This is a genomic window from Glutamicibacter halophytocola (genome assembly GCF_001302565.1).
In the GTDB taxonomy this organism is placed as follows: domain Bacteria; phylum Actinomycetota; class Actinomycetes; order Actinomycetales; family Micrococcaceae; genus Glutamicibacter; species Glutamicibacter halophytocola.
In genome coordinates this window covers 1898818-1922585 of record NZ_CP012750.1, presented here as the reverse complement: position 1 = coordinate 1922585, position 23768 = coordinate 1898818, and the positions used below count along the sequence as shown (strand labels likewise).

General features: G+C 63.2%; 18 protein-coding genes. 15 read left to right on the top strand and 3 right to left on the bottom strand.

Annotated elements, in window-relative coordinates:
• Window position 1 precedes the first annotated feature (1 nt).
• The 11 genes from AOZ07_RS08830 (at window position 2) to AOZ07_RS08780 (ending at window position 13033) form a co-directional block, all read left to right on the top strand.
• Window positions 2-1306, top strand: a complete 1305-nt coding sequence (locus AOZ07_RS08830; protein ID WP_060701659.1) for a dihydroorotase — start codon at window positions 2-4, stop codon at window positions 1304-1306.
• Complete coding sequence (locus tag AOZ07_RS08825; protein WP_060701658.1) at window positions 1299-1805, top strand: PH-like domain-containing protein; 507 nt, start codon at window positions 1299-1301, stop codon at window positions 1803-1805. Before AOZ07_RS08830 ends, AOZ07_RS08825 begins: the two co-directional genes overlap by 8 nt.
• Window positions 1806-2975: a glutamine-hydrolyzing carbamoyl-phosphate synthase small subunit gene (gene carA, locus AOZ07_RS08820; RefSeq protein WP_060701657.1), complete on the top strand. Its 1170-nt coding sequence runs from the start codon at window positions 1806-1808 to the stop codon at window positions 2973-2975.
• Entirely contained in the window at window positions 2975-6253 is a 3279-nt protein-coding gene (gene carB, locus AOZ07_RS08815; RefSeq protein ID WP_060701656.1) for a carbamoyl-phosphate synthase large subunit, read from the top strand. Before carA ends, carB begins: the two co-directional genes overlap by 1 nt.
• Window positions 6246-7088 (top strand): orotidine-5'-phosphate decarboxylase, encoded by an 843-nt coding sequence (gene pyrF, locus AOZ07_RS08810; protein WP_060701655.1) that lies wholly within the window; start codon window positions 6246-6248, stop codon window positions 7086-7088. Before carB ends, pyrF begins: the two co-directional genes overlap by 8 nt.
• Window positions 7089-7233: 145 nt before the next feature.
• On the top strand, window positions 7234-7569 hold the full coding sequence (gene mihF, locus AOZ07_RS08805; RefSeq protein ID WP_013349055.1) for an integration host factor, actinobacterial type: 336 nt from the start codon (window positions 7234-7236) through the stop codon (window positions 7567-7569).
• Window positions 7570-7572: 3 nt separating this feature from the next.
• Window positions 7573-8139 (top strand): guanylate kinase, encoded by a 567-nt coding sequence (gene gmk / locus AOZ07_RS08800; RefSeq protein ID WP_060701654.1) that lies wholly within the window; start codon window positions 7573-7575, stop codon window positions 8137-8139.
• A gap of 8 nt (window positions 8140-8147) precedes the next feature.
• Window positions 8148-8408 carry a DNA-directed RNA polymerase subunit omega gene (gene rpoZ, locus AOZ07_RS08795; protein ID WP_060701653.1) on the top strand — a complete coding sequence of 87 codons (261 nt, stop codon included), beginning with the start codon at window positions 8148-8150 and terminating at the stop codon, window positions 8406-8408.
• Window positions 8409-8551: 143 nt separating this feature from the next.
• Entirely contained in the window at window positions 8552-9778 is a 1227-nt protein-coding gene (coaBC, locus tag AOZ07_RS08790) for a bifunctional phosphopantothenoylcysteine decarboxylase/phosphopantothenate--cysteine ligase CoaBC (RefSeq protein ID WP_060701652.1), read from the top strand.
• 77 nt (window positions 9779-9855) lie between these two features.
• Complete coding sequence (metK, locus tag AOZ07_RS08785) at window positions 9856-11061, top strand: methionine adenosyltransferase (protein ID WP_060701651.1); 1206 nt, start codon at window positions 9856-9858, stop codon at window positions 11059-11061.
• Between the two features lie 10 nt (window positions 11062-11071).
• On the top strand, window positions 11072-13033 hold the full coding sequence (locus AOZ07_RS08780; protein WP_060701650.1) for a primosomal protein N' family DNA-binding protein: 1962 nt from the start codon (window positions 11072-11074) through the stop codon (window positions 13031-13033).
• Here AOZ07_RS08780 and AOZ07_RS08775 read toward each other — a convergent pair.
• Both AOZ07_RS08775 and AOZ07_RS08770 read right to left on the bottom strand, forming a co-directional pair.
• Complete coding sequence (locus AOZ07_RS08775) at window positions 13030-13911, bottom strand: alpha/beta fold hydrolase (protein ID WP_060701649.1); 882 nt, start codon at window positions 13909-13911, stop codon at window positions 13030-13032. The genes AOZ07_RS08780 and AOZ07_RS08775 overlap by 4 nt on opposite strands.
• A 10-nt stretch (window positions 13912-13921) precedes the next feature.
• Window positions 13922-14929, bottom strand: coding sequence for a sugar-binding transcriptional regulator (locus AOZ07_RS08770; protein ID WP_084793402.1), 1008 nt, complete (start codon window positions 14927-14929; stop codon window positions 13922-13924).
• Window positions 14930-15034: 105 nt separating this feature from the next.
• Between AOZ07_RS08770 and AOZ07_RS08765 the strand changes: the two genes are divergently transcribed.
• The 3 genes from AOZ07_RS08765 to glpK are packed head-to-tail and all read left to right on the top strand — an operon-like array spanning window position 15035 to window position 19040.
• On the top strand, window positions 15035-16714 hold the full coding sequence (locus AOZ07_RS08765) for a glycerol-3-phosphate dehydrogenase/oxidase (protein WP_060701648.1): 1680 nt from the start codon (window positions 15035-15037) through the stop codon (window positions 16712-16714).
• 59 nt (window positions 16715-16773) lie between these two features.
• Complete coding sequence (locus tag AOZ07_RS08760) at window positions 16774-17502, top strand: MIP/aquaporin family protein (RefSeq protein ID WP_060701647.1); 729 nt, start codon at window positions 16774-16776, stop codon at window positions 17500-17502.
• Window positions 17503-17519: 17 nt separating this feature from the next.
• Window positions 17520-19040: a glycerol kinase GlpK gene (gene glpK / locus AOZ07_RS08755; protein ID WP_060701646.1), complete on the top strand. Its 1521-nt coding sequence runs from the start codon at window positions 17520-17522 to the stop codon at window positions 19038-19040.
• Window positions 19041-19132: 92 nt separating this feature from the next.
• On the opposite strand, the gene AOZ07_RS08750 is transcribed toward glpK, so the two are convergent.
• Window positions 19133-20965, bottom strand: coding sequence for an HNH endonuclease signature motif containing protein (locus tag AOZ07_RS08750; protein ID WP_194943848.1), 1833 nt, complete (start codon window positions 20963-20965; stop codon window positions 19133-19135).
• 309 nt (window positions 20966-21274) lie between these two features.
• Between AOZ07_RS08750 and leuS the strand changes: the two genes are divergently transcribed.
• Complete coding sequence (gene leuS / locus AOZ07_RS08745; protein ID WP_060701644.1) at window positions 21275-23764, top strand: leucine--tRNA ligase; 2490 nt, start codon at window positions 21275-21277, stop codon at window positions 23762-23764.
• The last annotated feature ends 4 nt before the right edge of the window (window positions 23765-23768 follow it).

Below are 23768 nucleotides of genomic sequence, written 5' to 3'. Positions count from 1 at the left end.
CATGAACTACTTGATCCAACAGGCCGCCATCCTCGGCGGCGAAGCCCAGGACGTGCTGATCGTCGACGGGAAGATCGCCCAGATCGGCTCCATCGAAGCCAGCGGCGACGTCCAGGTGGTTGACGCGAAGAATCTCGTGCTGCTGCCAGGGCTCGTTGATACCCACACCCACTTGCGCGAACCGGGCCGCGAAGATGCCGAAACCGTGGAAACCGGTTCCCAGGCTGCGGCCAAGGGCGGCTACACCGCGGTGCACGCCATGGCCAACTCCACCCCGGTGGCCGATACCGCCGGCGTGGTCGAGCAGGTCTACGAGCTGGGCCGCAAGGCCGGATGGGTGGATGTCCGCCCGGTCGGCGCGGTCACCGTGGGCCTGGCCGGCAAGCAGCTGAGCGAAATCGGCGCCATGGCCGACTCGCGCGCCCAGGTCAAGATGTTCTCCGATGACGGCATCTGCGTCTGGGACCCGCTGCTGATGCGCCGCGCCCTGGAATACGTGAAGGCCTTCGACGGGGTCATCGCCCAGCACGCCCAGGAGCCGCGGCTGACCGAAGGCGCCCAGATGAACGAGGGCGAAGTCTCCTCGATCCTGGGCATGCCGGGCTGGCCAGCGGTCGCCGAGGAGTCGATCATCGCCCGCGACGTGCTGCTGGCCGAGCACGTCGGCGCCCGCCTGCACGTGTGCCACGTCTCCACCGCCGGTTCGGTGGAAATCATCCGCTGGGCCAAGGCGCGCGGAATCAACGTCACCGCCGAGGTCACCCCGCACCACCTGCTGCTCACCGATGAGCTGGTGCGCACCTTCGACCCGGTCTACAAGGTCAACCCGCCGCTGCGCCGCGAAGCCGATGTTCAGGCCCTGCGCGCCGGCGTCGCCGATGGCACCATCGACGTGATCGGCACCGACCACGCACCGCACCCTTCCGAGTCCAAGGACTGCGAATGGGGGGCTGCCGCCATGGGCATGACCGGACTGGAAACCGCCCTGTCCATCGTCCAGCACACGCTGGTGGACACCGGGCTGCTGGACTGGGCCGACGTCGCCCGCATCACCTCCGAAGTTCCGGCGCAGATCGGCCGCGTTTCCGACCAGGGCCGCCCGATCGCCGTGGGGGAGCCAGCCAACCTGGCCCTCGTGGACCCGGCCGCCCGCTGGACGGTGGATCCCTCGGCCATGGCCACCAAGGGCCGCAATTCGCCGTTCGCCGGCATGCAGCTTCCTGGAGCGGTGCGCGCGACCTTCTTCCACGGCCACCCCACGGTGCTCGATGGCCAGCTGGCAACCCCAAGGGCGGCCCATGCCTGAGGGAGCACTCGGCCCGGTCATCATCACGATTCTGGTTATCATCGCCGGAATCTCGCTGATCCTGATCGGCTGGCGGAACCTCAAGGCCCGCCAGGCGCAGATCCCCGAGCCCTTTGAGGCCTTCGAGGATTCGATCGAACACAGCTTCAGCGGAATGTACGTGGCCACCACGAAGTTCGACGACTGGCTCGATCGCATTGCCGTGCACGATCTGGGAGTGCGCACCAACGCCACCTTGGAACTCGGGGCGAGCGGTGTGCATCTGGTCAGGCCGGGCAGCCGCGATGTGCACATTCCATGGGAGCACTTCGATGCGGTCAGGCGATCGAACGGGATGATCGGCAAATTTGTCGAGAAGAACGGGCTGATCGTGATCAGCTGGAATCGTGAAGGCTTCAATTTCGACACCGGATTCCGTCCCCGGTTCTCCGAGGACACCCCCAAGATTTATCAGTTGCTGGCGTCGCATGGCGACGTAAGCCGAGCAGGAGACAAATAAGTGAATTCCCTGAGCAACCTACCAGCCGTGTTGGTACTCGAAGATGGCCGCATCTTCCGCGGGCGCAGCTATGGCGCCGTGGGCACTACCCTGGGTGAAGCAGTCTTCACCACCGGCATGACCGGCTACCAGGAAACCCTGACTGACCCTTCCTACGCGCACCAGATCATCGTGCAGACCTTCCCGCACGTGGGCAACACCGGCGTGAACTCGCAAGACCCGGAGTCCACCCGGATGTGGGCCGCCGGCTACGTGGTGCGCGACGCCGCCCGCCGTCCGAGCAACTGGCGCAGCGAGCGCACCTTGGATGAGGATCTGAAGGAATACGGCATCGTGGGCATCCGCGGCGTGGACACCCGCGCCCTGACCCGCCACCTGCGCGAAGCCGGCGCCATGAAGTCCGGCGTGTTCTCCGGCGAGGCCGCAGCGAAGTCCGATGCCGAGCTGATCGAGATCGTCAAGGCCCAGCCATCGATGGCCGGCCGGAACATCTCCGCCGAAGTTTCGGTGGATTCGGCCTACATCGTCGAGCCGTCCGACCACGGCTACGAGGGCGCTGCCAAGCACACCGTGGCCGCGATCGACCTGGGCATGAAGTCGATGACCCCGCACCGCCTGGCCGAACGCGGCCTGCGCGTGCACGTGCTGCCGCACGATGCGACCCTGGAGGATATCAAGGCCACCGGCGCGAACGGCGTGTTCTTCTCCAACGGCCCGGGCGATCCTGCCACCGCCACCAAGCAGGTGGAACTGGTCCGCTCGGTGCTCGACGCCGGCCTGCCATACTTCGGCATCTGCTTCGGCAACCAGATGCTCGGCCGCGCCCTGGGCTTTGAGACCTACAAGCTGCGCTTCGGCCACCGCGGGATCAACCAGCCGGTGATGGACAAGGCCACCGGCCGGGTGGAAATCACCAGCCAGAACCACGGTTTCGCCGTGGACGCCCCGATCGAGGGCGAACTGACCGCACCGGTCGAGCGCTTCGGCAAGGTGGAGGTTTCGCACTTCTCGCTCAACGACCGCGTGGTCGAAGGCCTGAACTGCCTGGACATCCCGGCCTTCTCCGTGCAGTACCACCCAGAAGCGGCATCTGGCCCCCACGATGCCGCCTACCTCTTTGACCGCTTCATCACCGCGTTGGATTCCGCCGCAGAAAAGGACAGCAAGTAATGCCTAAGCGCACCGATCTGAAATCAGTTCTCGTCATCGGTTCGGGCCCGATCGTCATCGGACAGGCCGCTGAATTCGACTACTCCGGCACCCAGGCACTGCGCGTGCTCAAGGAAGAGGGCCTGCGCGTTGTCCTGGTGAACTCCAACCCGGCGACGATCATGACCGACCCGGAATTCGCCGACGCCACCTACGTGGAGCCGATCACCCCGGAGGTCGTTGAGAAGATCATCGCCAAGGAGCGCCCGGATGCGATCCTGCCGACCCTGGGCGGCCAGACCGCGCTGAACACCGCCATCGCGCTGGACAAGTCCGGCGCCCTGGAAAAGTACAACGTCGAGCTGATCGGCGCGAACATCGAAGCCATCGAGCTGGGCGAGGACCGCGAGAAGTTCAAGGGCGTCGTCGAGCGCTGCGGCGCCGAATCGGCCAAGTCCGTGATCGTGCACACCCTGGACGAGGCCTTCGCCGCCGTCGAGGAGCTGAAGTACCCGGTCGTGGTGCGCCCCTCGTTCACCATGGGCGGCCTGGGCTCGGGCATGGCCTACAACGCCGAAGACCTGCGCCGCATCGCGGGAGCCGGCCTGCAGTACTCGCCCACCACCGAGGTGCTCCTTGAGGAGTCGATCCTGGGCTGGAAGGAGTACGAGCTGGAGATGATGCGCGACAAGAACGACAACGTCGTGGTCGTCTGCTCCATCGAGAACTTCGATCCGGTCGGCGTGCACACCGGCGACTCGATCACCGTGGCCCCGGCCATGACCCTGACCGACCGCGAATACCAGAAGCTGCGCGACATCTCCATCGCCGTGATCCGCGAGGTCGGCGTGGACACCGGTGGCTGCAACATCCAGTTCGCCATCGAACCGGACACCGGCCGCGTGGTGGTCATCGAGATGAACCCGCGCGTTTCGCGCTCCTCCGCGCTGGCTTCCAAGGCCACCGGCTTCGCGATCGCCAAGATCGCCACCAAGCTGGCCGTGGGCTACACCCTGGATGAGATCCCGAACGACATCACCCAGAAGACCCCGGCCTCCTTCGAGCCGGCCCTGGACTACGTGGTCGTGAAGGTCCCGCGCTTCGCCTTCGAGAAGTTCCCGGCAGCGGACAAGACCCTGACCACCACCATGAAGTCGGTCGGCGAGGCCATGGCCCTGGGCCGCAACTTCACCGAAGCCCTGCAGAAGGCCCTGCGCTCGCTAGAGCAGAAGGGCTCGGAGCTGAGCTTCGAGACCATCGACGAATCCGAGCACGAAGCAGTGCTGGCCTCCATCGTCAAGGGCTCCACCGAGCGCCTGTCGCTAGTCCAGCGCCTGCTCTACTCGGGTGTTTCGATCGAGCGCCTCTACGAAGCCACCTCGATCGACCCCTGGTACCTGGACCAGCTGGCGCTGATCAACGAGACCGCGCAGCTGGTGGCGGCGAACAAGGACCTGCCGGTCGAGGTTTTGCGCGAAGCCAAGCACCACGGCTTCTCCGATGCGCAGCTCGCCCAGCTCACCGGCAAGTCCGAGGCCGTGATACGCGGCATCCGCCACGCGCTGGGCGTGCGCCCGGTCTACAAGACCGTGGACACCTGCGCCGCCGAGTTCGAGGCCTTCACCCCGTACATGTACTCCTCGTACGACGAAGAGACCGAGCTGGCCACCCACGAGAAGAAGTCGGTCATCATCCTCGGCTCGGGCCCGAACCGCATCGGCCAGGGCATCGAGTTCGACTACTCCTGCGTCCACGCGGTGATGGCGCTGCGCGCCGAGGGCTACGAGACCGTCATGGTCAACTGCAACCCGGAAACCGTCTCCACCGACTACGACATCTCCGATCGCCTCTACTTCGAGCCGCTGACCCTCGAAGATGTCCTCGAGGTCATCCACGCCGAAGAGCAGACCGGCGGAGTGCTCGGCGTGTTCGTGCAGCTCGGCGGCCAGACCCCGCTGAAGCTTGCCGCCGAATTGAAGGCCGCCGGCGTGTCGATCCTGGGCACCTCGCCGGAAGCCATCGACCTGGCAGAACACCGTGGCGCCTTCCAGCGCGTGCTGGATAACGCCGGGCTGATCGCCCCGAAGAACGGCACCGCCGTCTCCTTCGCCGATGCCAAGGCCATCGCCGACTCCATCGGCTACCCGGTGCTGGTCCGCCCTTCCTACGTGCTGGGCGGCCGCGGCATGGAGATCGTGTACGACGAGGCCAACCTCGAGCGCTACATCGCCAACGCCACCGAGATCACCGTGGACCACCCGGTCCTCGTTGACCGCTTCCTGGAAGACGCCATCGAGATCGACGTCGACGCCCTGTACGACGGCACCGACCTGTACGTTGGCGGCATCATGGAGCACATCGAGGAAGCCGGCGTGCACTCCGGGGACTCGGCGTGCACCCTGCCTCCGATCACCCTGGGCCCTGATGTGCGCGACCGCGTGAAGGCTGCGACCTTGGCCATTGCCGAAGGCGTGGGAGTGCGCGGCCTGATCAACATCCAGTTCGCGCTGGCATCGGACATCCTCTACGTGATCGAGGCAAACCCCCGCGCCTCGCGCACCGTGCCGTTCACCTCCAAGGCCACTGGGGTGCAGCTGTCCAAGATTGCCGCCCTGATCGGCGTGGGCAAGACCCTGGCCGAACTGCGCGGCAGCTACCTGCCGGCCTCCGGCGATGGCGCACACCTGCCGGACTCGGCACCGATCGCAGTCAAGGAAGCGGTCATGCCATTCGCCCGCTTCCGCACTCCCGAAGGCAAGGTCGTCGACTCGCTGCTCGGCCCAGAGATGCGCTCCACCGGCGAAGTGATGGGTATCGACAAGTACTTCGACACCGCCTTCGCCAAGTCGCAGGCCGCGGCGAACAACCCGCTGCCAACCTCCGGCAAGGTCTTCGTTTCGGTCACCAACCGCGACAAGCGCTCGATCGTGCTTCCGGTCAAGCACTTGTCGGACAACGGCTTCGAGATCATCTCCACCGGCGGCACCGCAGAGGTGCTGCGCCGCAACGGCATCCCGACCAAGGTTGTGGGCAAGCTGCACGAAGGCGGGGACTCGATCGTCGATCTGATCAACGCCGGCGAAATCGGCCTGATCCTGAACACCCCGTCGGGTTCCGATGCCCGCGGTGACGGCTACGAAATCCGCGCGGCCGCCACCTCGGTGGGCACCCCGGTGATCACCACGGTTGCCGAGTTCGGCGCCTCGGTCCAGGCGATCGACGCCCTGCGTGAATACGCATGGGATGTCACCAGCCTGCAGGAGCACGAAGCCAACCTGACAGCAGCTCGCAATGCCTAGCCCGATCCCATTTGGCGAACGGCTGCGTTCGGCCATGCAGGCTTCCGGCCCGCTGTGTGTGGGGATCGACCCGCACCCCGCGTTGCTGGAAGCCTGGGGACTGGACGACACGGCCGAAGGCGTGCGATCTTTCTCACTGACCGTCGTCGAGGCAATGGTTGGCGCCGCGGCAATTCTCAAGCCGCAGGTTGCCCTGTATGAGCGCTTTGGCTCGGCCGGATTTGCGGTGCTGGAAGAGACCTTGGCTGCTGCCAAGTCCGCTGGCCTGCTGACCTTGGCCGATGCGAAGCGCGGAGATATCGGTTCGACCATGGCCGCCTATGCGACCGCGTGGCTTGATGACCGCTCTCCGCTGGCTTCGGACGCTGTGACTCTCAGCCCATATTTGGGCTACGAGTCCTTGCGGCCGGCGCTGGATCTGGCTGCCGCCACTGGCAGGGGCGTGTTCGTTCTCGGGCTGACTTCCAACCCGGAAGGGCCATCCGTGCAGCACGTCGGCGGTGAAAACTCGGTTGCTAAATCTATTATCGACCAAGTCACCGCAGAAAATTCTGCTGCAGAAGATTTAGGCCACGTTGGGCTTGTCGTCGGAGCAACGATCGGCGACGCGCCTGAGAAGCTGGGAATCGACCTGAAGGCGAGCAAGGCGCCGCTGCTGACACCTGGACTGGGTGCGCAGGGTGCCACAGCCATTGATATCGCCAGGTCATTCGCCTCGAGCTACTCGCAGGTGCTCGGCACGAGCAGCCGCGATGTTTTGAAAGAGGGGCCGAATGTAGCGGCGCTTCGTGAGAAAGCGCTGAGGGTTCGCGATGAATTGATCGCCGCCGGCTAGCGAAAATTCCGCTTAGTGACAGAAACGCGTTGTGGCTACTAGAGTTTCTGGTAGCCACAACGCGTTTAGTCTTGCAAAAGCAGCGTTTGAAAGCTATGTTTCTCAACATAGCCTTAGTCAATTACACATTAAGGATGGCTGAACGATGGTACTGCGAGAACTCTCTGACGAAGATCGTATCCGGGCCCGCGCCAAAGCCCTTGCTGCTCGCACACGTCGTGCGGAAATCAAGGCGGAGTTCAGCGCCGGCAAAATTTCCATCACCGAGGTACTAGACTTGGTATACGAAGATGAAGCCGTGGGACGCATGCGTGTCATGGACCTTCTGGAATCGGTGCCGGGCGTAGGCGAAGTACGCGCGGCTAACTTGCTGGAGCGCCTTGGCATTTCACCATCACGCCGCCTGCGCGGATTGGGCCGCAAACAGCGCACCGCAATCACCGAGCACTTCAAGCAAAGCCCGCCAAAAACGAAAGTGTAGTCAATGACCGCTGCGTCGGTAACTGTTCTAGCCGGCCCCACGGCAGTAGGTAAGGGCACCGTCTCCACCTATATCCGTGATAATTATCCAGATGTCTGGCTCTCGGTGTCGGCGACGACCCGAAACGCACGACCAGGGGAACAGGACGGAGTCCACTACTTCTTTGTGGGCCCGGAACGTTTCCATGAGCTAGTCGAGGAAGGCCAGATGCTGGAGTGGGCTGTCGTCCACGGCCAGAACAGCTACGGCACGATCCGCTCGACGGTCGAGGATGCGGTAGCAGAAGGCAAAAAAGTTCTGCTGGAGATTGACCTGCAAGGTGCCCGCCAGGTCAAGGAATCGATGCCGGAAGCAAAATTCGTCTTTTTGGCACCACCATCGTGGGAAGAATTGGTGCGCCGGCTTGTTGGGCGCGGCACTGAATCGCCCGAGGAGCAGCAGCGCCGCCTAGAAACCGCTAAACTAGAACTTGCGGCGGAATCAGAATTCGACGTGACCATCGTTAACGACGATGTTGCACGTGCCGCCGAAGAGCTTGTAGCCCTCATGGGGCTAAAGAACGACAAATAGGGAGTCCTGTGTCCAACCCAGAGGGAATCATTAACCCATCGATCGACTCGTTGCTTGAGACCAACGACTCGAAGTACGCCATCGTGCTCAATTCGGCTAAGCGCGCACGCCAGATCAACGCGTACTACGCCCAGCTCAACGAAGGCCTTTTCGAATACGTAGGCCCACTGGTTGAAACCAAGCTGAACGAAAAGCCACTGACCATCGCCTTGCGCGAGCTGGACGAGAGCCTGTTGAAGGTTACTCCGGCCGAGGCCATCGAGGACTAATCGAAAAGTCGGCGCCCTGATCGGGCGCCTTCTTTTTCGTTAAGCACCTTTAATCAAGATCTCAACCCCGGCCTGCCGGTTATGGCAGGGCCGATAGTTTTTGTTGAGTTCTCACCGCACAGAAAACTTCGAGGAAGTACTTCGTGAAGCGAATCGTCCTAGGCGTCTCGGCAGGAATTGCCGCCTACAAGTCTGTTCTCCTGTTGCGCTTGCTGCGTGAAGCCGGGCACCACGTCGACGTGATCCCAACCAGCAATGTAGAAAACTTTGTGGGAATTGCCACGTGGGAGGCGCTATCGGGCAACCCCGTGACCGCAAGTGTTTTCGAGGCGGTCGAAAACGTGAATCATGTGCGCCTGGGCCAATTAGCCGACTTGGTGCTCGTTGTCCCGGCAACGGCCGACATCATGGCCAAGGCCTCGGCGGGGATCGCCGATGATCTGCTGACCGGCACCTTGCTGGCAACCCGCGCACCGGTCGTCATGGCTCCGGCCATGCACACCGAAATGTGGCAACACGCGGCAACGCGCAACAATGTGGCCACCTTGCGGGAACGTGGAGTGCGCGTCATTGAGCCGGCATCAGGGCGGCTGACCGGAAAGGATTCCGGACCCGGCCGATTGCCGGAGCCCGAAGAGATCTTCGCGTCCATCCAGGACTTGCTCTCCGAGCCGATCCTGGCCGGCACCTCCGTGCTGATTACAGCTGGCGGCACACGTGAACCGCTGGACCCGGTGCGGTTCCTGGGCAATCGCTCATCAGGCCGGCAGGGTGTTGCCCTGGCCGAAGCAGCACGAGCGGCAGGGGCCGAGGTCACGCTGATCGCCACGCACCTGGAAGTACCGCCACCGCATGGGGTGAACCTCATACACGCATCGAGCGCGCTTGAACTGCGCGAGGCGGTCTTCGAACACGCCCCGGGCAAGGACGTGCTCATCATGAATGCCGCAGTTGCAGACTTCCGGCCAGCGACGATCGAAAACTCGAAAATCAAAAAGCGCGACGATCATTCAGCCCCGGTGATCGAGCTGGTGCGCAACCCCGACATCCTGGCAGAAATAGTCCAGGAACGCGGCACCAAGGCGCAGCTGCCGCCCTTCATCGTCGGCTTCGCCGCGGAGACCGGAGATGACCAGGGAACGGTGCTGGACTACGGCCGGGCGAAACTGCGGCGCAAGGGCTGCGAAATGCTGGTCGTCAACGAGGTCGGCACGACGCTGACCTTCGGCCAGGAAACCAACGCCATTCAGGTGCTCTTTGCCGACGGCAGCGAAGCGGTGCAAGCGGCCGGAAGCAAATTGGATGTGGCCCGCGTTGTCATCGAACAGATTTCCCATGCAATAAAAGGACATGCAGGCGACATCTCGTGAGCTGCGCCATAGGGCGCTTAGTCACGTATCGTCGCAACAACTGCTTAACGGTCCACCAGACCAGATAGAGTAAAAAGGTGACTTCAACAACCCCTGAACTTCGTCTCTTCACCTCGGAATCCGTAACCGAGGGACACCCGGACAAGATTTGCGATCAAATTTCGGACGCGATCCTCGACGCCATGCTGGCGCAGGATCCGGACTCCAAGGTCGCCGTCGAGACCCTGACCACCACCGGCCTGGTGCATGTGGCAGGAGAGGTGACCACCAACGGCTACGTGGAGATCCCAGAGATCGTCCGCAAGACCATCCTGGACATCGGCTACGATTCCTCCGCGAACGGCTTCGACGGGGCACGCTGCGGCGTGTCGGTGTCCATCGGCCAGCAGTCCCAGGAAATCCACGACGGCGTGTTCAACTCGCTGGAATCGCGCGAGGGCACCGCCAAGGATCCTCGCGACCTGCAGGGCGCGGGAGACCAGGGGCTGATGTTCGGCTATGCCTCGGATGAGACCGAGTCGCTGATGCCGACCCCGATCTTCTTGGCCCACCGCCTTTCCGAGCGACTGACCCAGGTGCGCAAGAACGGCCGCATGCCGCTGCTGCGCCCGGACGGCAAGACCCAGGTCACCATCGGCTACGACGGCGACCAGCCGGTCTCCGTGGACACCGTAGTGGTGTCCAGCCAGCACGCTTCGGAATACGAATTGGCCACCTTGAAGGCCGACCTGCACGAAGAGGTCGTCACCCCCATCCTGGAGCGCTCCGGCTTGGACGTGTCGAACACCAAGATCATCTTGAACCCTTCGGGTCCCTTCATCATCGGCGGTCCGGTGGGCGACGCCGGCCTGACCGGCCGCAAGATCATCGTGGATACCTACGGCGGATTCGCACGCCACGGCGGCGGCGCGTTCTCCGGCAAGGATCCATCGAAGGTGGACCGTTCGGCCGCCTACGCCATGCGCTGGGTAGCGAAAAACGTCGTCGCTGCCGGCCTGGCGCGTCGTGCAGAAGTCCAGGTTGCCTACGCGATCGGCGTGGCACACCCTGTTGGACTCTACGTGGAGACCTTCGGCACCGAAACCGTGGATCCGGCCAAGATCACCAAGGCCATCAACGAAGTCTTCGATCTGCGCCCGCTGGGCATCATCGAAGACCTCGACTTGAAACGCCCGATCTACCGCAAGACCGCTGCCCACGGCCACTTCGGCCGCGAGGACAACGACTTCACCTGGGAGAAGCTGGACCGAGTCGACGCATTGCGCAACTGGTTCAACGCCTAGGAACTGCCGAGTGCAGCAAGATGCCCTCATCGCAGCACCCGAGCCGACCCGCATCAAGCGGGTTGCCCGGGTGCTGATTGATTCTTCCGTCCCGCATCTGGACCGGTTGTTCGACTACGAGGTTCCGGCTTCGATGGAACAGCAGGCGGTGCCCGGGATCAGGGTGAAGGTTCCTTTTGGCCCGCAACAATTGGCGGGATTCATCGTCGAGATCCTCCAGGACCATGCCACCCCGATGAAATTGCGGCCGCTGGCCAAGATCGTCAGCGACCAGGTAGCGCTCTACCCGGAGGTCGTTGCCGCGGCAAGCGACATTGCCGCGCGATATGCCGGGACGCTGTGGGACGTCGTGCGCTCGGCCGTGCCCGCCAGGGCCGCGAAGGTCGAAAAAGAAGAACTTCCAACAACTGAGCCTGATTTGCCCCAGGGGCCAAATCAGCTTGAACTCTATGAGCACGGCCCCCAGGCGCTGGAAGCCTGGGCCACCGGCAAAACGCTTCGTGCCGTCGCTACCTGGGTGCCCAATGTGGACGGATTCTGGCCCAAGTTCCTCTTGGATGCCTGCCGGCCGGTACTCGAGCGCGGCAAGCGCGTCCTGCTGATCGTCCCCGATGCCCGGGATCTGAAAATCCTCGGCGGCTACCTGGACGAAGAGTACGGGGCCGAATCCTATGCGCGTTTGCAAGCCGATGACGGGCCCACGCCAAGATACCGCAATTACCTTCGCGCTATTGGCGGCAAGGTCCAGATCGTGATCGGTACCCGTTCTGCGGCCCTGTGCCACGTACCGGATCTGGAACTGCTGATCGTCTGGCAGGACGGCGATCAATCGCATCGCGAACAGCGTGCTCCCTATCAGCACAGCAGGGAAGTGGCCCTGCTGCGCAGTGCGCAGGCAGATATTTCGCTGCTGATCGCCGCGCCATCGCGATCGGTCGAAGCGCAACGCCTGGTTGCCACCGAGTGGGCCATCGAGCTGAAATTGCCACGTGGCTTGCTGCGTGCGCACACCGCCCGGGTCGTCGCCACCTCCAATGACTTCGAGCTGGAGCGCGATCCGATGCTGGCTCGCGCCCGCATTCCGTCCGTGGCATGGCGTGAAGCGACGAAGGCATTGGAATCCGGCCCGGTATTGGTGCAGGTGGCTCGGACCGGATTTGTGCCAGCGGTATCCTGCCAGGATTGCCGCATGCTGGCTCGTTGCACCATCTGCCAGGGCCCTTTGCATATTGCCGGCAAGCAGTCGCATGTGGCTTGCCGCTGGTGCGGCGAGCAGTTCCATGACTACCGCTGCCAGAATTGCGGCTCGCCGAGGATCCGGGCTGCCAGCATCGGAGCCGAGCGCACGGCCGAAGAACTGGGCCTGGCCTTTCCGAAGGTCGCTGTTATTTCCTCCACCGGAGCAAAGCCAGTGGAAAAAGTTCCCGGAAAACCGGCGCTCATCGTGGCCACCCCGGGAGTCGAACCGATAGCTGAAGGCGGCTACAGCGCGGTGCTGCTGCTCGACGCCGACAAAATGCTTGCCCATGACTCGCTGCGCAACGCCGAAGAAGTCCTCGCCCGGTGGTTTACCGCGGCCTCCATGGCCAACAGCGACGGGGTGGTTGTCCTTACCGGCAATCCGAGCCCGGCCGGTGCGAGCCTGGTGCGCTACGACCCGTCGAGCTTCGCCGAACGCGAGCTGGCTGAGCGCCGCGAAGTCGGGCTGCCGCCGGCCGTGCGCAGTGCCGTGATCAGCGGGCCGGGAGCGCAACGCCTACTCGCGGCGCTCGATGTTCCCACGCGCGCCCGCGTGCATATCCATGGCCCGACGGTTACCGACGGCCCGCCGATTGAGCATCGCTACGTGCTGTTCTTCTCCTACGCCGACGGCCACGAGGTCACCACCGCCCTGCGCCACCTGAGATCAAGCATGTCAGCGGCCAAGGATCCGCTGGTGAATATCGCGATCGACCCGGACAGCGTACTTTAGCTGCCGCTGGGCAGACTGCGCAACGACCGCAGGAAGGCATCTATTTCGCGGGCGGTTTCCGGAGCCTTTTCGTAGTGGATCAAGTGCCCGACCTGTTCGAGCATGACCAATTGCGCGCGGGCGAAGCTCTGGCGCAGCGCCTCCTGGGTTTGCGGGGTGCCAAGCTCGTCCTGCATGCCGCCGATCATCAGCGTCGGCAACGTGATCCCGGGGGAGTAGTGGCCGACCGTGGAGCTGATGGAGGCCCGGTAGGCCTGGGCCAGGGTGCTGCGCGAATGGAAACCGCCGAAGTACCACCGATGCTGCTCGCGCACATAGCGGCGGATCTGCGGATCCTTGCTCTTGGTCATCACAAGGCTCATCGCATCGCTGAAAAGGCTGGAGCGAAGCAGCGGCTCGGCAATGCTGGCCGGAAGCTTGGCGCAGACCGCGTAATAGGCGCTGGTGATTTTGGCCAGCAGCGCTTGCGAGGAATCCAGCGCGGGCTCGGAGATCGGGTTGAGCAGCAGCAGCGATGCAAAGGGCCGGACCGTCGCCAATTTCGCGGCGACGATCGAACCGAAAGAATGGCCGAGCAGGTGGATGCTGTCATCCAACTTCAGCTCATCCGCCAGCGCGTCGAGCAGCTGGGCGTACCCGTCAACGTCGTGCTCCATGGAAGCCATGGACGTCGAGGCGCCAAAACCCGGCAGATCGGGAACGATCACCGTGTAGTTTTCCAGGTGGTCCACGATCCGGGCCAAGCCGTGGTGGTCGCCGCGGAAACCATGGACCGCAAAAATCACGCCGCGTGCAGGTTCTTGCGCCACCGTCGTGAAGACGCGCAGTTCGGCGCCGTGGAGGCGATGCGTGGACACGAGTTGTTCTCTTTGCAGCATGGCTAAAATCCTACCCGTCCAAAAGCGCCAGGGCCGTGCCCTCGTCGATGACGAGGTCGGTGATCAGCCCGCCCTTCAACGCCGCACGCACCGCTTCAAGCTTCCCGCGCCCGGCAACCACGCAGAAGCGGGTGGGCACCCGGAGCAGGGAATCCAGCGCCGGCCCGGTCGAGCGGGCGTTGAGGGAGATGTTGGAGCTGTTCCCGTCCTTGTCGAAGAACACGGTAGCCACATCGCCCACCACTCCCATCTCCCGCAGCTCCTGGGTCTCGCTCTTGGTCAGATACCCGCCGCGGTACACCTGGGAAATCACCGCCGAACCAGCTGAACCCAACGAGAAGACGGCCAGGTTCATCTCTTGCTGCACTTCAAGCACACGCCTGATCGACGTTTCCTGCCACATCGCTTCACGGGTGGACGCGCGATCAAAAAATGCGGGCACCGGGAACTGCTCGGTGCGCGCGGTGAAGGCATGGCCAAAGCGGGTGAGGATGTCGCTGGCGTAGCTGACCCCGCTGCTGACCGGATTGGCAGCGCCATTGAGCTGCACAATTTTCGTGTCATGGGTCGGATGGGATGTCAGTGCCGTGGATACCGCTTGCATGGTGGATCCCCACGCGACGCCAACGGTCATCGAGGAGGAGACTAGATCGCCGAGCAAATAGGCCGCGTGCGCCGAGACCCGAGCGAGCAATTCGGAATCTGGCATGGACCCGTCGGTGGGCACCACGTTGAAAGTCACCCCGTAATGCTCGGAGAGCTGGTTTCCCAGCAGGGCAGACATGTTGGCGCTGGGGGTGATGCTGATCGAAACCATGCCGGTGCGCTTGGCATGAGTGAGCAGGCGGGAGACCGTGGAACGCGAAGTCCCCAGCTCCCTGGCTATCACTTCCATCTTCATGTCCTGCAGGTAGTACAGCTGGGCCGCCCGCAATGCGTCCTTGGCCTTCGGCGTGGTGTGCACAGATGTGCCACCCACGCCACGCTTGTAGGTTCCCCCGGAGGGAATTTTCTTCATCAATCTGACCATTTCTGCACGTTTGTGCATTTTGTTTGACCGATTTGCCGTTCACTCACAAGACTAGCCTCAGACTCATTCAATTGTTACAAAGGGGCACACATCGTGATTCGGGAACAGCTATCCAAACTGCGTGAACGCCCGCAAGCGCGGGTACTGGTAGTTGGCGGCGGCATCAACGGCGTAGCGACTTTCCGCTACCTGGCCATGCAGGGAATCGACGTCGCGCTGATTGAAAGCGGCGACTACAGCCAAGGTGCCTCCGGCGCCAGTTCGCACATGATCCATGGCGGCATCCGCTACCTGGAGAATGGTGAATTCCGCCTGGTGCACGAATCCGTGCAGGAACGCAATTCCCTGCTGGAAATCGCGCCGCATTACGTGAAGCCGCTGCAAACCACCATCCCGATCTTCTCCACGTTCTCCGGAATCCTCAGCGCACCGACGCGCTTCCTCACCCACAAATCGGGAAAGCCGACCGAGCGTGGCGCGGCACTGATCAAAGCCGGCCTGATCATGTACGACGTGTTCGCCGGCATCGGCGGCCGCAACACCCCGTGGCACAGCTTCAAGTCGGGCAAGGCGGCCCGCAAGGACCTGCCCGAATTGCGCGACGATGTGAAGTACACCGCAACCTACTTCGACGCATCGGTGCACAACCCCGAACGCCTCACCCTGGATGTGCTGCGCGAAGGCCTGAACGCCAACGATCAGGCCCGAGCCACCAATTACGTTGAACTCGCCGGCGTTGACGGCGGCACCGCCAAGCTGCGCGATGTCCTAACCGGCGACGAATTCGACTTTGACGCCGAAGTGATCATCAACGCGACCGGCGCATGGGTTGATTTGACCAATAAGGAATTGGGCCGCGAGACCAAATGGACCGGCGGCACCAAGGGATCGCACATCGTGCTCGATCACCCGGAACTGCTCGAAGCCACCGGCGGCCGCGAAATCTTCTTCGAACACGAAGACGGCCGCATTGTCTTGATCTACCCGATGCTCGGGCGAGTGCTGGTCGGCACCACCGACCTCGAACACGACATGAACGAACCAGCGGTATGCACCGACGAAGAAGTCCAGTACTTCTTCGACCTGATCCACCATGTGTTCCCGGGCATCAAGGCCACCGAAGACCAGATCGTCTACAAGTTCTCCGGCGTGCGCCCGCTGCCAAATCACGACGACACCGCGCCGGGCTTTGTATCGCGCGACTACCAGGTCAAGGAAACGCGCCTGACCGACAAGACCACCATGCTTTCGCTGATCGGCGGAAAGTGGACGACCTTCCGCGCGCTGAGCGAGAATTTGGGCGGCCAGGCCCTGGCGTTCCTGGGCGAGCGTCAAGTGCAGTCGACTGCTGGCGTGCCCATCGGCGGTGGCAAGAACTTCCCGGCCAATGAAGGCGCACTGGCCGCCTGGTACGCGGCCCGCGAATCCAAGGCCTCGCGTGACCGCCTGCGGGTATTGCTTGAGCGCTACGGCACCCGGGCCGACCACGTCCTGGAGCAGCTCGGTGGCAAAGAGCAGATGCTGGAGCACACCGACGAGCTCTCGTGCCAGGAAATCACCTACATGGCCAACAATGAGCAGGTCGGCCGCTTGATCGACGTTTTCATCCGCCGCACCAACCTGGCCTTCCGCGGCTTGGTGACGAAGAATTTGGTCATCGAGGTAGCCAACTGCCTAGCTGACCCAATGGGTTGGGACCAGTCCCAGCTGCAAACCGAAATCGACCATTCGCTTTCGGTCCTCGCAGATAGCCACGGAGTGATCCTCCGCTAATCTGCCACGTGGCCGGCGGCAAATAGCCGCCGGCAGTCGAAATCACTAAGAGGTCAAAGATGTCCACTCACGTGTTTCTCGCCGAGCTTGTCGGCACTTTCATACTCCTGTTGATGGGTGGCGGCGTCTGCGCGAACGTTGCCCTGAAGGGAACCCTCGGCAGTGCCGCAGGCTGGGTCGCCATCAGCTTCGGCTGGGGCCTTGGCGTTTACTGCGGCGTCTGGATTGCCGGTATTTCCGGAGCCCACCTGAACCCGGCTGTCACCCTCGGCCTGCTGGTGAACCCGGATGTTACAGAATACGCTCCAGGAGTTGCCAAGACGCTGGCTAATACCTTGCTGTACTTCCTGGCCCAGTTCATTGGCGCCTTCCTTGGTGCCGTGGGCACCTGGTTGTCGTACAAGAAGCATCTGGATGATCCCCAGAACGCGGGCACCCAGCTCGGTGTCTTCTCCACCGGCCCAGCTATCCGCTCTTACGGCTGGAACCTGGTCACCGAGATCTTCGGTACTTTCGTCCTGGTGTTTGTGATCGCTGGTCTCGGACATACTCCTCATGAGCTTGGCCCACTAGCGGTAGCCTTGTTGGTTGTCGCCATTGGCCTGTCCCTCGGTGGTGCGACCGGTTACGCCATCAACCCGTTCCGTGACCTTGGTCCTCGTGTTGCCCATGCCATTTTGCCGATCAAGGGCAAGGGCTCCTCGGACTGGGCCTACTCGTGGGTTCCTTTGGCTGGGCCAGCTACCGGCGGTATCCTTGGCGGACTTGCCGCCGCTCTAATGTTCTAGAAAGAGAGCAGTAAATCATGAGTGAAAAATTTGTGATCGCCATTGACCAGGGCACAACCAGCTCCCGTGCGATTGTCTTCAACCACGCGGGCGACGTGCACTCGGTCGGCCAACTTGAACACGAACAGATCTTCCCGGCCGCCGGCTGGGTAGAGCACGACCCAGCCGAAATCTGGAACAACGTGCGTGAAGTGATCGGCCAGGCACTGTCCAAAGCCAATCTGACCCGTCACGACATCGAGGTCGTCGGCATTACCAACCAGCGCGAAACCACCGTCGTTTGGGACAAGACCACTGGCGAAGCGGTCTACAACGCCATTGTCTGGCAGGACACCCGCACCCAGGACATCGTCGACGAGCTGGCAGCTGACGGCGGCGTCGACCGCTACAAGGAAACTGTGGGCCTGCCACTGGCCACCTATTTCGCGGGCACCAAGATCAAATGGATCCTGGACAACGTGGAAGGCGCTCGTGCCCGTGCAGAAGCCGGCGACCTGCTCTTCGGAACCACCGACAGCTGGGTTTTGTGGAACCTGACCGGCGGCACCGATGGCGGTGTGCACGTTACCGACGTGACCAACGCTTCGCGCACCTTGTTCATGGACCTGAAAACCCTGCAGTGGGATGAGAAGATCCTCGCCGATTTCGGTGTTCCACTTTCGATGATGCCTGAAATCCGTTCCTCATCCGAGGTTTACGGCACCGTGCACACAAAGCAGTTGCTCCGCGAAGTGCCGGTAGCCGGCATCCTCGGCGACCAGCAGGCTGCCACCTTCGGGCAGGCAGCGTTCACCGCTGGTACCGCGAAGAACACCTACGGCACCGGCTGCTTCCTGATCTTCAACACCGGCACCGAGATCGTGAACTCGACCAATGGCCTTCTGACCACCATGGCCTACAAGCTCGGCGATGCCAAGCCGGTGTACGCACTGGAAGGTTCGATTGCCGTAGCCGGATCCCTGGTCCAGTGGTTGCGCGATAACATCGGCATGATCTCCTCCGCGCCGGAAATCGAAGAGCTGGCAGCCAAGGTGGAAGACAATGGCGGCGTGTACGTGGTGCCGGCATTCTCCGGTTTGTTTGCGCCGTACTGGCGTTCGGATGCCCGTGGTGCCATTGTCGGCCTGACGCGATTTGCCAACAAGAACCACATTGCCCGTGCCGCATTGGAGGCCACCGCGTTCCAGACACGCGAGGTCCTGGATGCTGTGAACGCGGACGCCGAAGTTCCACTGACCGAGCTCAAGGTCGATGGCGGCATGGTTGCCAACGAGGCACTGATGCAGTTCCAGGCCGACATCTTGGGCGTACCCGTGGTTCGCCCGAAGGTTACCGAAACCACTGCCTTGGGTGCGGCCTATGCTGCCGGATTGGCTGTGGGCTTCTGGAAGGATTTGGGCGAGTTGGAAGCCAACTGGTCCGAGGACAAGCGCTGGGAGCCAACCATGGATGAACAAGCGCGCGAGCGCAACCTGCGTCTGTGGAAGAAGGCCGTGACCCGCACCTTCGATTGGGTCGACGAGGACACCAAGGCCTAATCGCTTGCTCTTGCACGTAAATTGAGCACGAAATGACGCCCGAACCTGCCAAGGTTCGGGCGTCATTGCGTCCAGCCAATTAGCGCATGCGGCTACGGGGACCCATCGGGATCCGGTCCGGCGTTGCCGTCCGTGGCCGGGGGCGTGGGACCGGCAGGTTCTGCGGGCTGGGTTCGGGCAGGGCAATCCCCAGCTTGGAGCGCTCCCCAGTAGGTGTTGCGCCGGGGTTTCTGTTCCGGATCGAGGTGTTCGGGCAGGATCACATGCGGCAGGCCATCGACGTCGACCACCTTGAGCTGGTCCGCATGCCGCTGATGATGACCGGTCGTGCACAGCCCGGCTCCCGACCAGACGCTGGTTTCACCGCCGTCGGACCACGGCACGTCATAGTGGTCGACCTCGGTGTTCTCGGGCGGGGTAGTGCAGTCGGGCACAATGCAACCCCGATCCCGGGCCATGATGGCCGTTCTGATCGCTCCTTTGTGGAAACGCTGTGATCGCCCCATGTCCAGGGGCTGGCTGTTTGATCCCAGCACCAGCGGGATGATTCCCGCGTGGGCCAGCAGCCGTCGAAGTTCGCCGGGCGGAATATCAACTCCATGGGCGCTTACCCCATGTGCCTCGGCCAGATTCTGCAAGTCGCTGAGCCACATGTACACCAGCACCTTCGGGACAATGTTCTTCTGCTTGCCCGGGGTCGCGCTGGCAGCAAGAATCGCCATGAGGGCGTTGAGCCGGCGCCCTGCGGCGTCCGGTGCCTCGTGATCGGCGGGCCCCGCCTGGGATTGCGTGTCATTGGGGGTTCCAGCAACATCTTCGGCGGCGGTTTCGCGCTCGGCGGGCGTTTCGTTGTCTCCAGCCGTTTCGCTGCGGGCCCAATCAGGCATCGGCTGCTCGCTGATCAACCAGTCTGGTGTTGGCGGCGCGGGACGGTTTTGCTCCTGGTCGGCGGCAGTGTCATTTTCCTGCGAAGGCTGATCCGGATCGGAAGATGCCGATCTGTGATTTGCCGGCTTGCGCGCTGCCTTGCCCGCCTTGGTGCGCGGATTGCCCGACTGCGCGGCCATGGAATGGAGCACCTCGGCTTGTGAAGCATCGGTGCGCAGGTGGAAAGTGTGCACGCCGCCAATCACCTTGCCGATGAAGAAACCGAGCTTGGGCGGGATGATCATTCCGTGGGTTTCCCTGTACTGGTTGATCTGGGCGCCGATCTGCTTGCGGGCTGCATTGGGGCCAAGCTCAGCCAGGGCTTGCGCGGCGCTCTCCTCGAGCAGCTGGCCATCGGTTCCGCGGGCGCGCAATGGAGCCGGCACCCCGTCGAAGGTCATATCCCCGGGTTCCAGCTTCTCCAGCTGGCGCGAAATCTGCGCGATCCTGCGCCGATCGACGCTGCCCTGGGCAAAGAGCTCGGCCAGGTGCTCAAAGCGCGGTGCGCATTCTTCCCCGCTGGAAGTCCGCCGGCCGATGAGCAAATGGGCATCGTCGATGCGGCGCTGCGCCTCAAAAAAGCTGATGCCCAGCCAGGCGGCGATGAGTTCTTCCGCATTGTTGTAGCAGGTCCGGCCGCTGGCCAGCTGAGGCGGTTGCGCAAGGCAGGCGTCCAGTTCCGCCTGGGGCCGCCCGGGCAGCTTTCGCAGCGTGTCCAGCGTGGACAGGCTCAATGCGTGGGCGGCGGTCAGTTCGGCATCAAAGGCCAGCGCGATTTTCTGGAAATGCGCCAGCTGCTCGACCTGTTCGATGAGCTGGAGGTTCAGCAGCACCAGGCGGGGGTCCTTGCTTTGGTGGACGAGCCGCCCGATCGCCGTCAGGATGGACAGGCACATGGTGCCCAGCTCGAGCAGCATGGCGGAGGTGAGCTGGGACCCCAGTTTCCAGGGACCCTGGCACAGTTCGCGCATGGCGGCCAAGAGGGCGGTGGTCTTCATGTGCACGAGCATCCCGTGCTGGGACACGCGCTGATCGAACACTGGGGCGGATTGTGGAGAACTTTCCGGCACGCGGTTTTGGCGCAAGCGAGGCCGGGAATGCCGCTGTGTCGAATCTGGCTCTTCATCGATGCGCGCCACTAGGCGATGTGCGATAGAATCGCGATATGCATCCGAAGCGCAACCTAGTTTAAGCACGGCCGATGGCCGTACCCCCGAGTGGAAATTTGGGGGCTTTTGTTGTGTCTGGAACCAAAAACAAGTTTTTCCAATCCGAAATATTTCCGCAAAGCGTGTGAGAAGAGCAGCGTGACATCATCGACGAATGAACCCAGGACCTACGACTTCAAGGACATCGAGTCCAAGTGGCTGCCGGTATGGGACGAGCTAGAAGTATTCAAGCCCGCCGATGATGGCAGCCGCGAGCGCCGCTATGTCCTGGACATGTTCCCCTACCCATCGGGCGACCTGCACATGGGCCATGCCGAGGCCTTTGCCATGGGCGATGTTGTGGCACGCTACTGGCGCTTGCGCGGCTTTGATGTGATGCACCCGATCGGCTGGGACTCCTTCGGCCTGCCGGCAGAGAACGCCGCGATCAAGCGCAACAGCCACCCGGCCGAGTGGACCTACAAGAACATCGACACCCAGGCCGCCAGCTTCAAGCGCTACGCCATTTCCGCCGACTGGGATCGCCGCCTGCACACCTCGGATCCCGAGTACTACCGCTGGACCCAGTGGCTGTTCACCAAGTTCTACGAAAAGGGCCTGGCCTACCGCAAGGATCACCCGGTGAACTGGTGCCCGAAGGACCAGACCGTGCTGGCCAACGAGCAGGTCGTCAACGGCGCCTGCGAGCGTTGCGGCACCGCGGTGACCAAAAAGTCCCTGAACCAGTGGTACTTCAAGATCACCGACTACGCCGACCGCCTGCTGGATGACATGGAGCAGCTCAAGGGCCACTGGCCCGAGCGCGTGCTGCTGATGCAGAAGAACTGGATCGGCCGCTCCGAAGGCGCCGAGGTGACCTTCGAGATCGAGGCCGCCGAGGACAAGCCCGCGGTGCAGATCCCGGTCTTCACCACCCGCCCGGACACCCTGTACGGCGCCACCTTCATGGTGGTCGCCGCCGACGCCGATCTGGCCGGCGAGCTGGTCACCGATGAGCACCGCGGCGCCTTGGAGGACTACCAGGAGCAGGTCAAGGCGCTGAGCGAGATCGAGCGCCAGTCCACCGAGCGGGAGAAGACCGGCGTGTTCACCGGCCGCTATGGCATCAACCCGCTCTCGGGGGAGAAGCTGCCGATCTGGGCCGCCGACTACGTGCTGGCCGACTACGGCACCGGCGCGATCATGGCCGTGCCCGCGCACGACCAGCGCGACCTGGACTTCGCCCGCGCCTTCGACCTGCCAGTGCGCGTGGTCGTGCAGACCGGTGCCGAGGACCCGAATGAGACCGGCACCGCCACCGCCGGGGAGGGCCAGCTGGTCAACTCGGGCGAGCTGACCGGCCTGGAGAAGTCCGCGGCGATCGCCAAGGCGATCGAGATCGTGGAAGCTGCCGGCACCGGCAAGCACACCATCAACTTCCGCCTGCGCGACTGGCTGCTGAGCCGCCAGCGCTTCTGGGGCACCCCGATCCCGATCATCCACTGCGCCGATTGCGGCGAGGTCCCGGTTCCCGATGACCAGCTGCCGGTGCGCCTGCCGGACAACCTGCGCGGCGAGCAGCTGTCCCCGAAGGGCACGTCCCCGCTGGCAGCTGCCGAGGAATGGGTCAACGTCTCCTGCCCGAAGTGCGGCGGCGCCGCCAAGCGCGACACCGACACCATGGACACCTTCGTGGACTCCTCGTGGTACTTCCTGCGCTTCGTCTCCCCGGATTACACGCAGGGGCCTTTCGATCCGAAGGCCGTGCGCGACTGGATGCCGGTAGGCCAGTACGTCGGCGGCGTCGAGCACGCCATCTTGCACCTGCTCTACTCGCGCTTCTTCACCAAGGTCATCCACGACCTGGGCCTGATCGACGCGACCGAGCCATTCTCCGCGCTGCTGAACCAGGGACAGGTCCTGAACGGCGGCAAGGCGATGAGCAAGTCGCTGGGCAACGGCGTGGATCTGGGCGAGCAGCTGGACAAGTTCGGCGTGGACGCCGTGCGGCTGACCATGGTCTTCGCCTCCCCGCCGGAGGACGACGTGGACTGGGCCGATGTCTCCCCATCGGGCTCGCAGAAGTTCCTGGCCCGCGCCTGGCGCATCGCCCAGGACGTGGCCAGCGAGGCCGGCGTGGACTACGCGGCCGGGGACAAGGCGCTGCGCCAGGTCACCCACCGCACCGTGCACGAATCCGCGCAGCTGCTGGATTCGGGCAAGTTCAACGTGGTCATCGCCAAGGCCATGGAGCTGGTCAACGCCACCCGCAAGACCATCGACTCCGGCGCCGGCGCGTCCGACCCGGCAGTGCGCGAAGCGGCCACCGTCGTCGCCCAGCTGCTGAGCATGTTCGCCCCGTACACCGCCGAGGACATGTGGGAAGCTTTGGGCTACGCGCCTTCCGTGGTCACCAGCACCTGGCCAGAAGTTGACGAATCGCTGCTGGTGGATGACACCGTCACCGCCGTGGTGCAGATCAAGGGCAAGGTCCGTGCCCGCTTGGAGGTCCCGGTGGACATCACCGAGGACGAGCTGCGCGAGCAGGCACTGGCCCATGAAGCGGTGATCCGGATGCTCGAGGGCAAGGCGCCGCTGAAGGTGATCGTGCGTGCGCCGAAGCTGGTGAACGTGGTTCCGGCCCCGTAAGCTC

Coding starts and splice junctions, on each gene's coding strand:
- AOZ07_RS08830 (WP_060701659.1), top strand. CDS start 2: ATGAACTACTTGATCCAACAGGCCGCCATCCTCGGCGGCGAAGCCCAG.
- AOZ07_RS08825 (WP_060701658.1), top strand. CDS start 1,299: ATGCCTGAGGGAGCACTCGGCCCGGTCATCATCACGATTCTGGTTATC.
- carB (WP_060701656.1), top strand. CDS start 2,975: ATGCCTAAGCGCACCGATCTGAAATCAGTTCTCGTCATCGGTTCGGGC.
- pyrF (WP_060701655.1), top strand. CDS start 6,246: ATGCCTAGCCCGATCCCATTTGGCGAACGGCTGCGTTCGGCCATGCAG.
- mihF (WP_013349055.1), top strand. CDS start 7,234: ATGGTACTGCGAGAACTCTCTGACGAAGATCGTATCCGGGCCCGCGCC.
- gmk (WP_060701654.1), top strand. CDS start 7,573: ATGACCGCTGCGTCGGTAACTGTTCTAGCCGGCCCCACGGCAGTAGGT.
- AOZ07_RS08775 (WP_060701649.1), bottom strand. CDS start 13,911: ATGCTGCAAAGAGAACAACTCGTGTCCACGCATCGCCTCCACGGCGCC.
- AOZ07_RS08770 (WP_084793402.1), bottom strand. CDS start 14,929: ATGAAGAAAATTCCCTCCGGGGGAACCTACAAGCGTGGCGTGGGTGGC.
- AOZ07_RS08760 (WP_060701647.1), top strand. CDS start 16,774: ATGTCCACTCACGTGTTTCTCGCCGAGCTTGTCGGCACTTTCATACTC.
- glpK (WP_060701646.1), top strand. CDS start 17,520: ATGAGTGAAAAATTTGTGATCGCCATTGACCAGGGCACAACCAGCTCC.
- AOZ07_RS08750 (WP_194943848.1), bottom strand. CDS start 20,965: ATGAAGACCACCGCCCTCTTGGCCGCCATGCGCGAACTGTGCCAGGGT.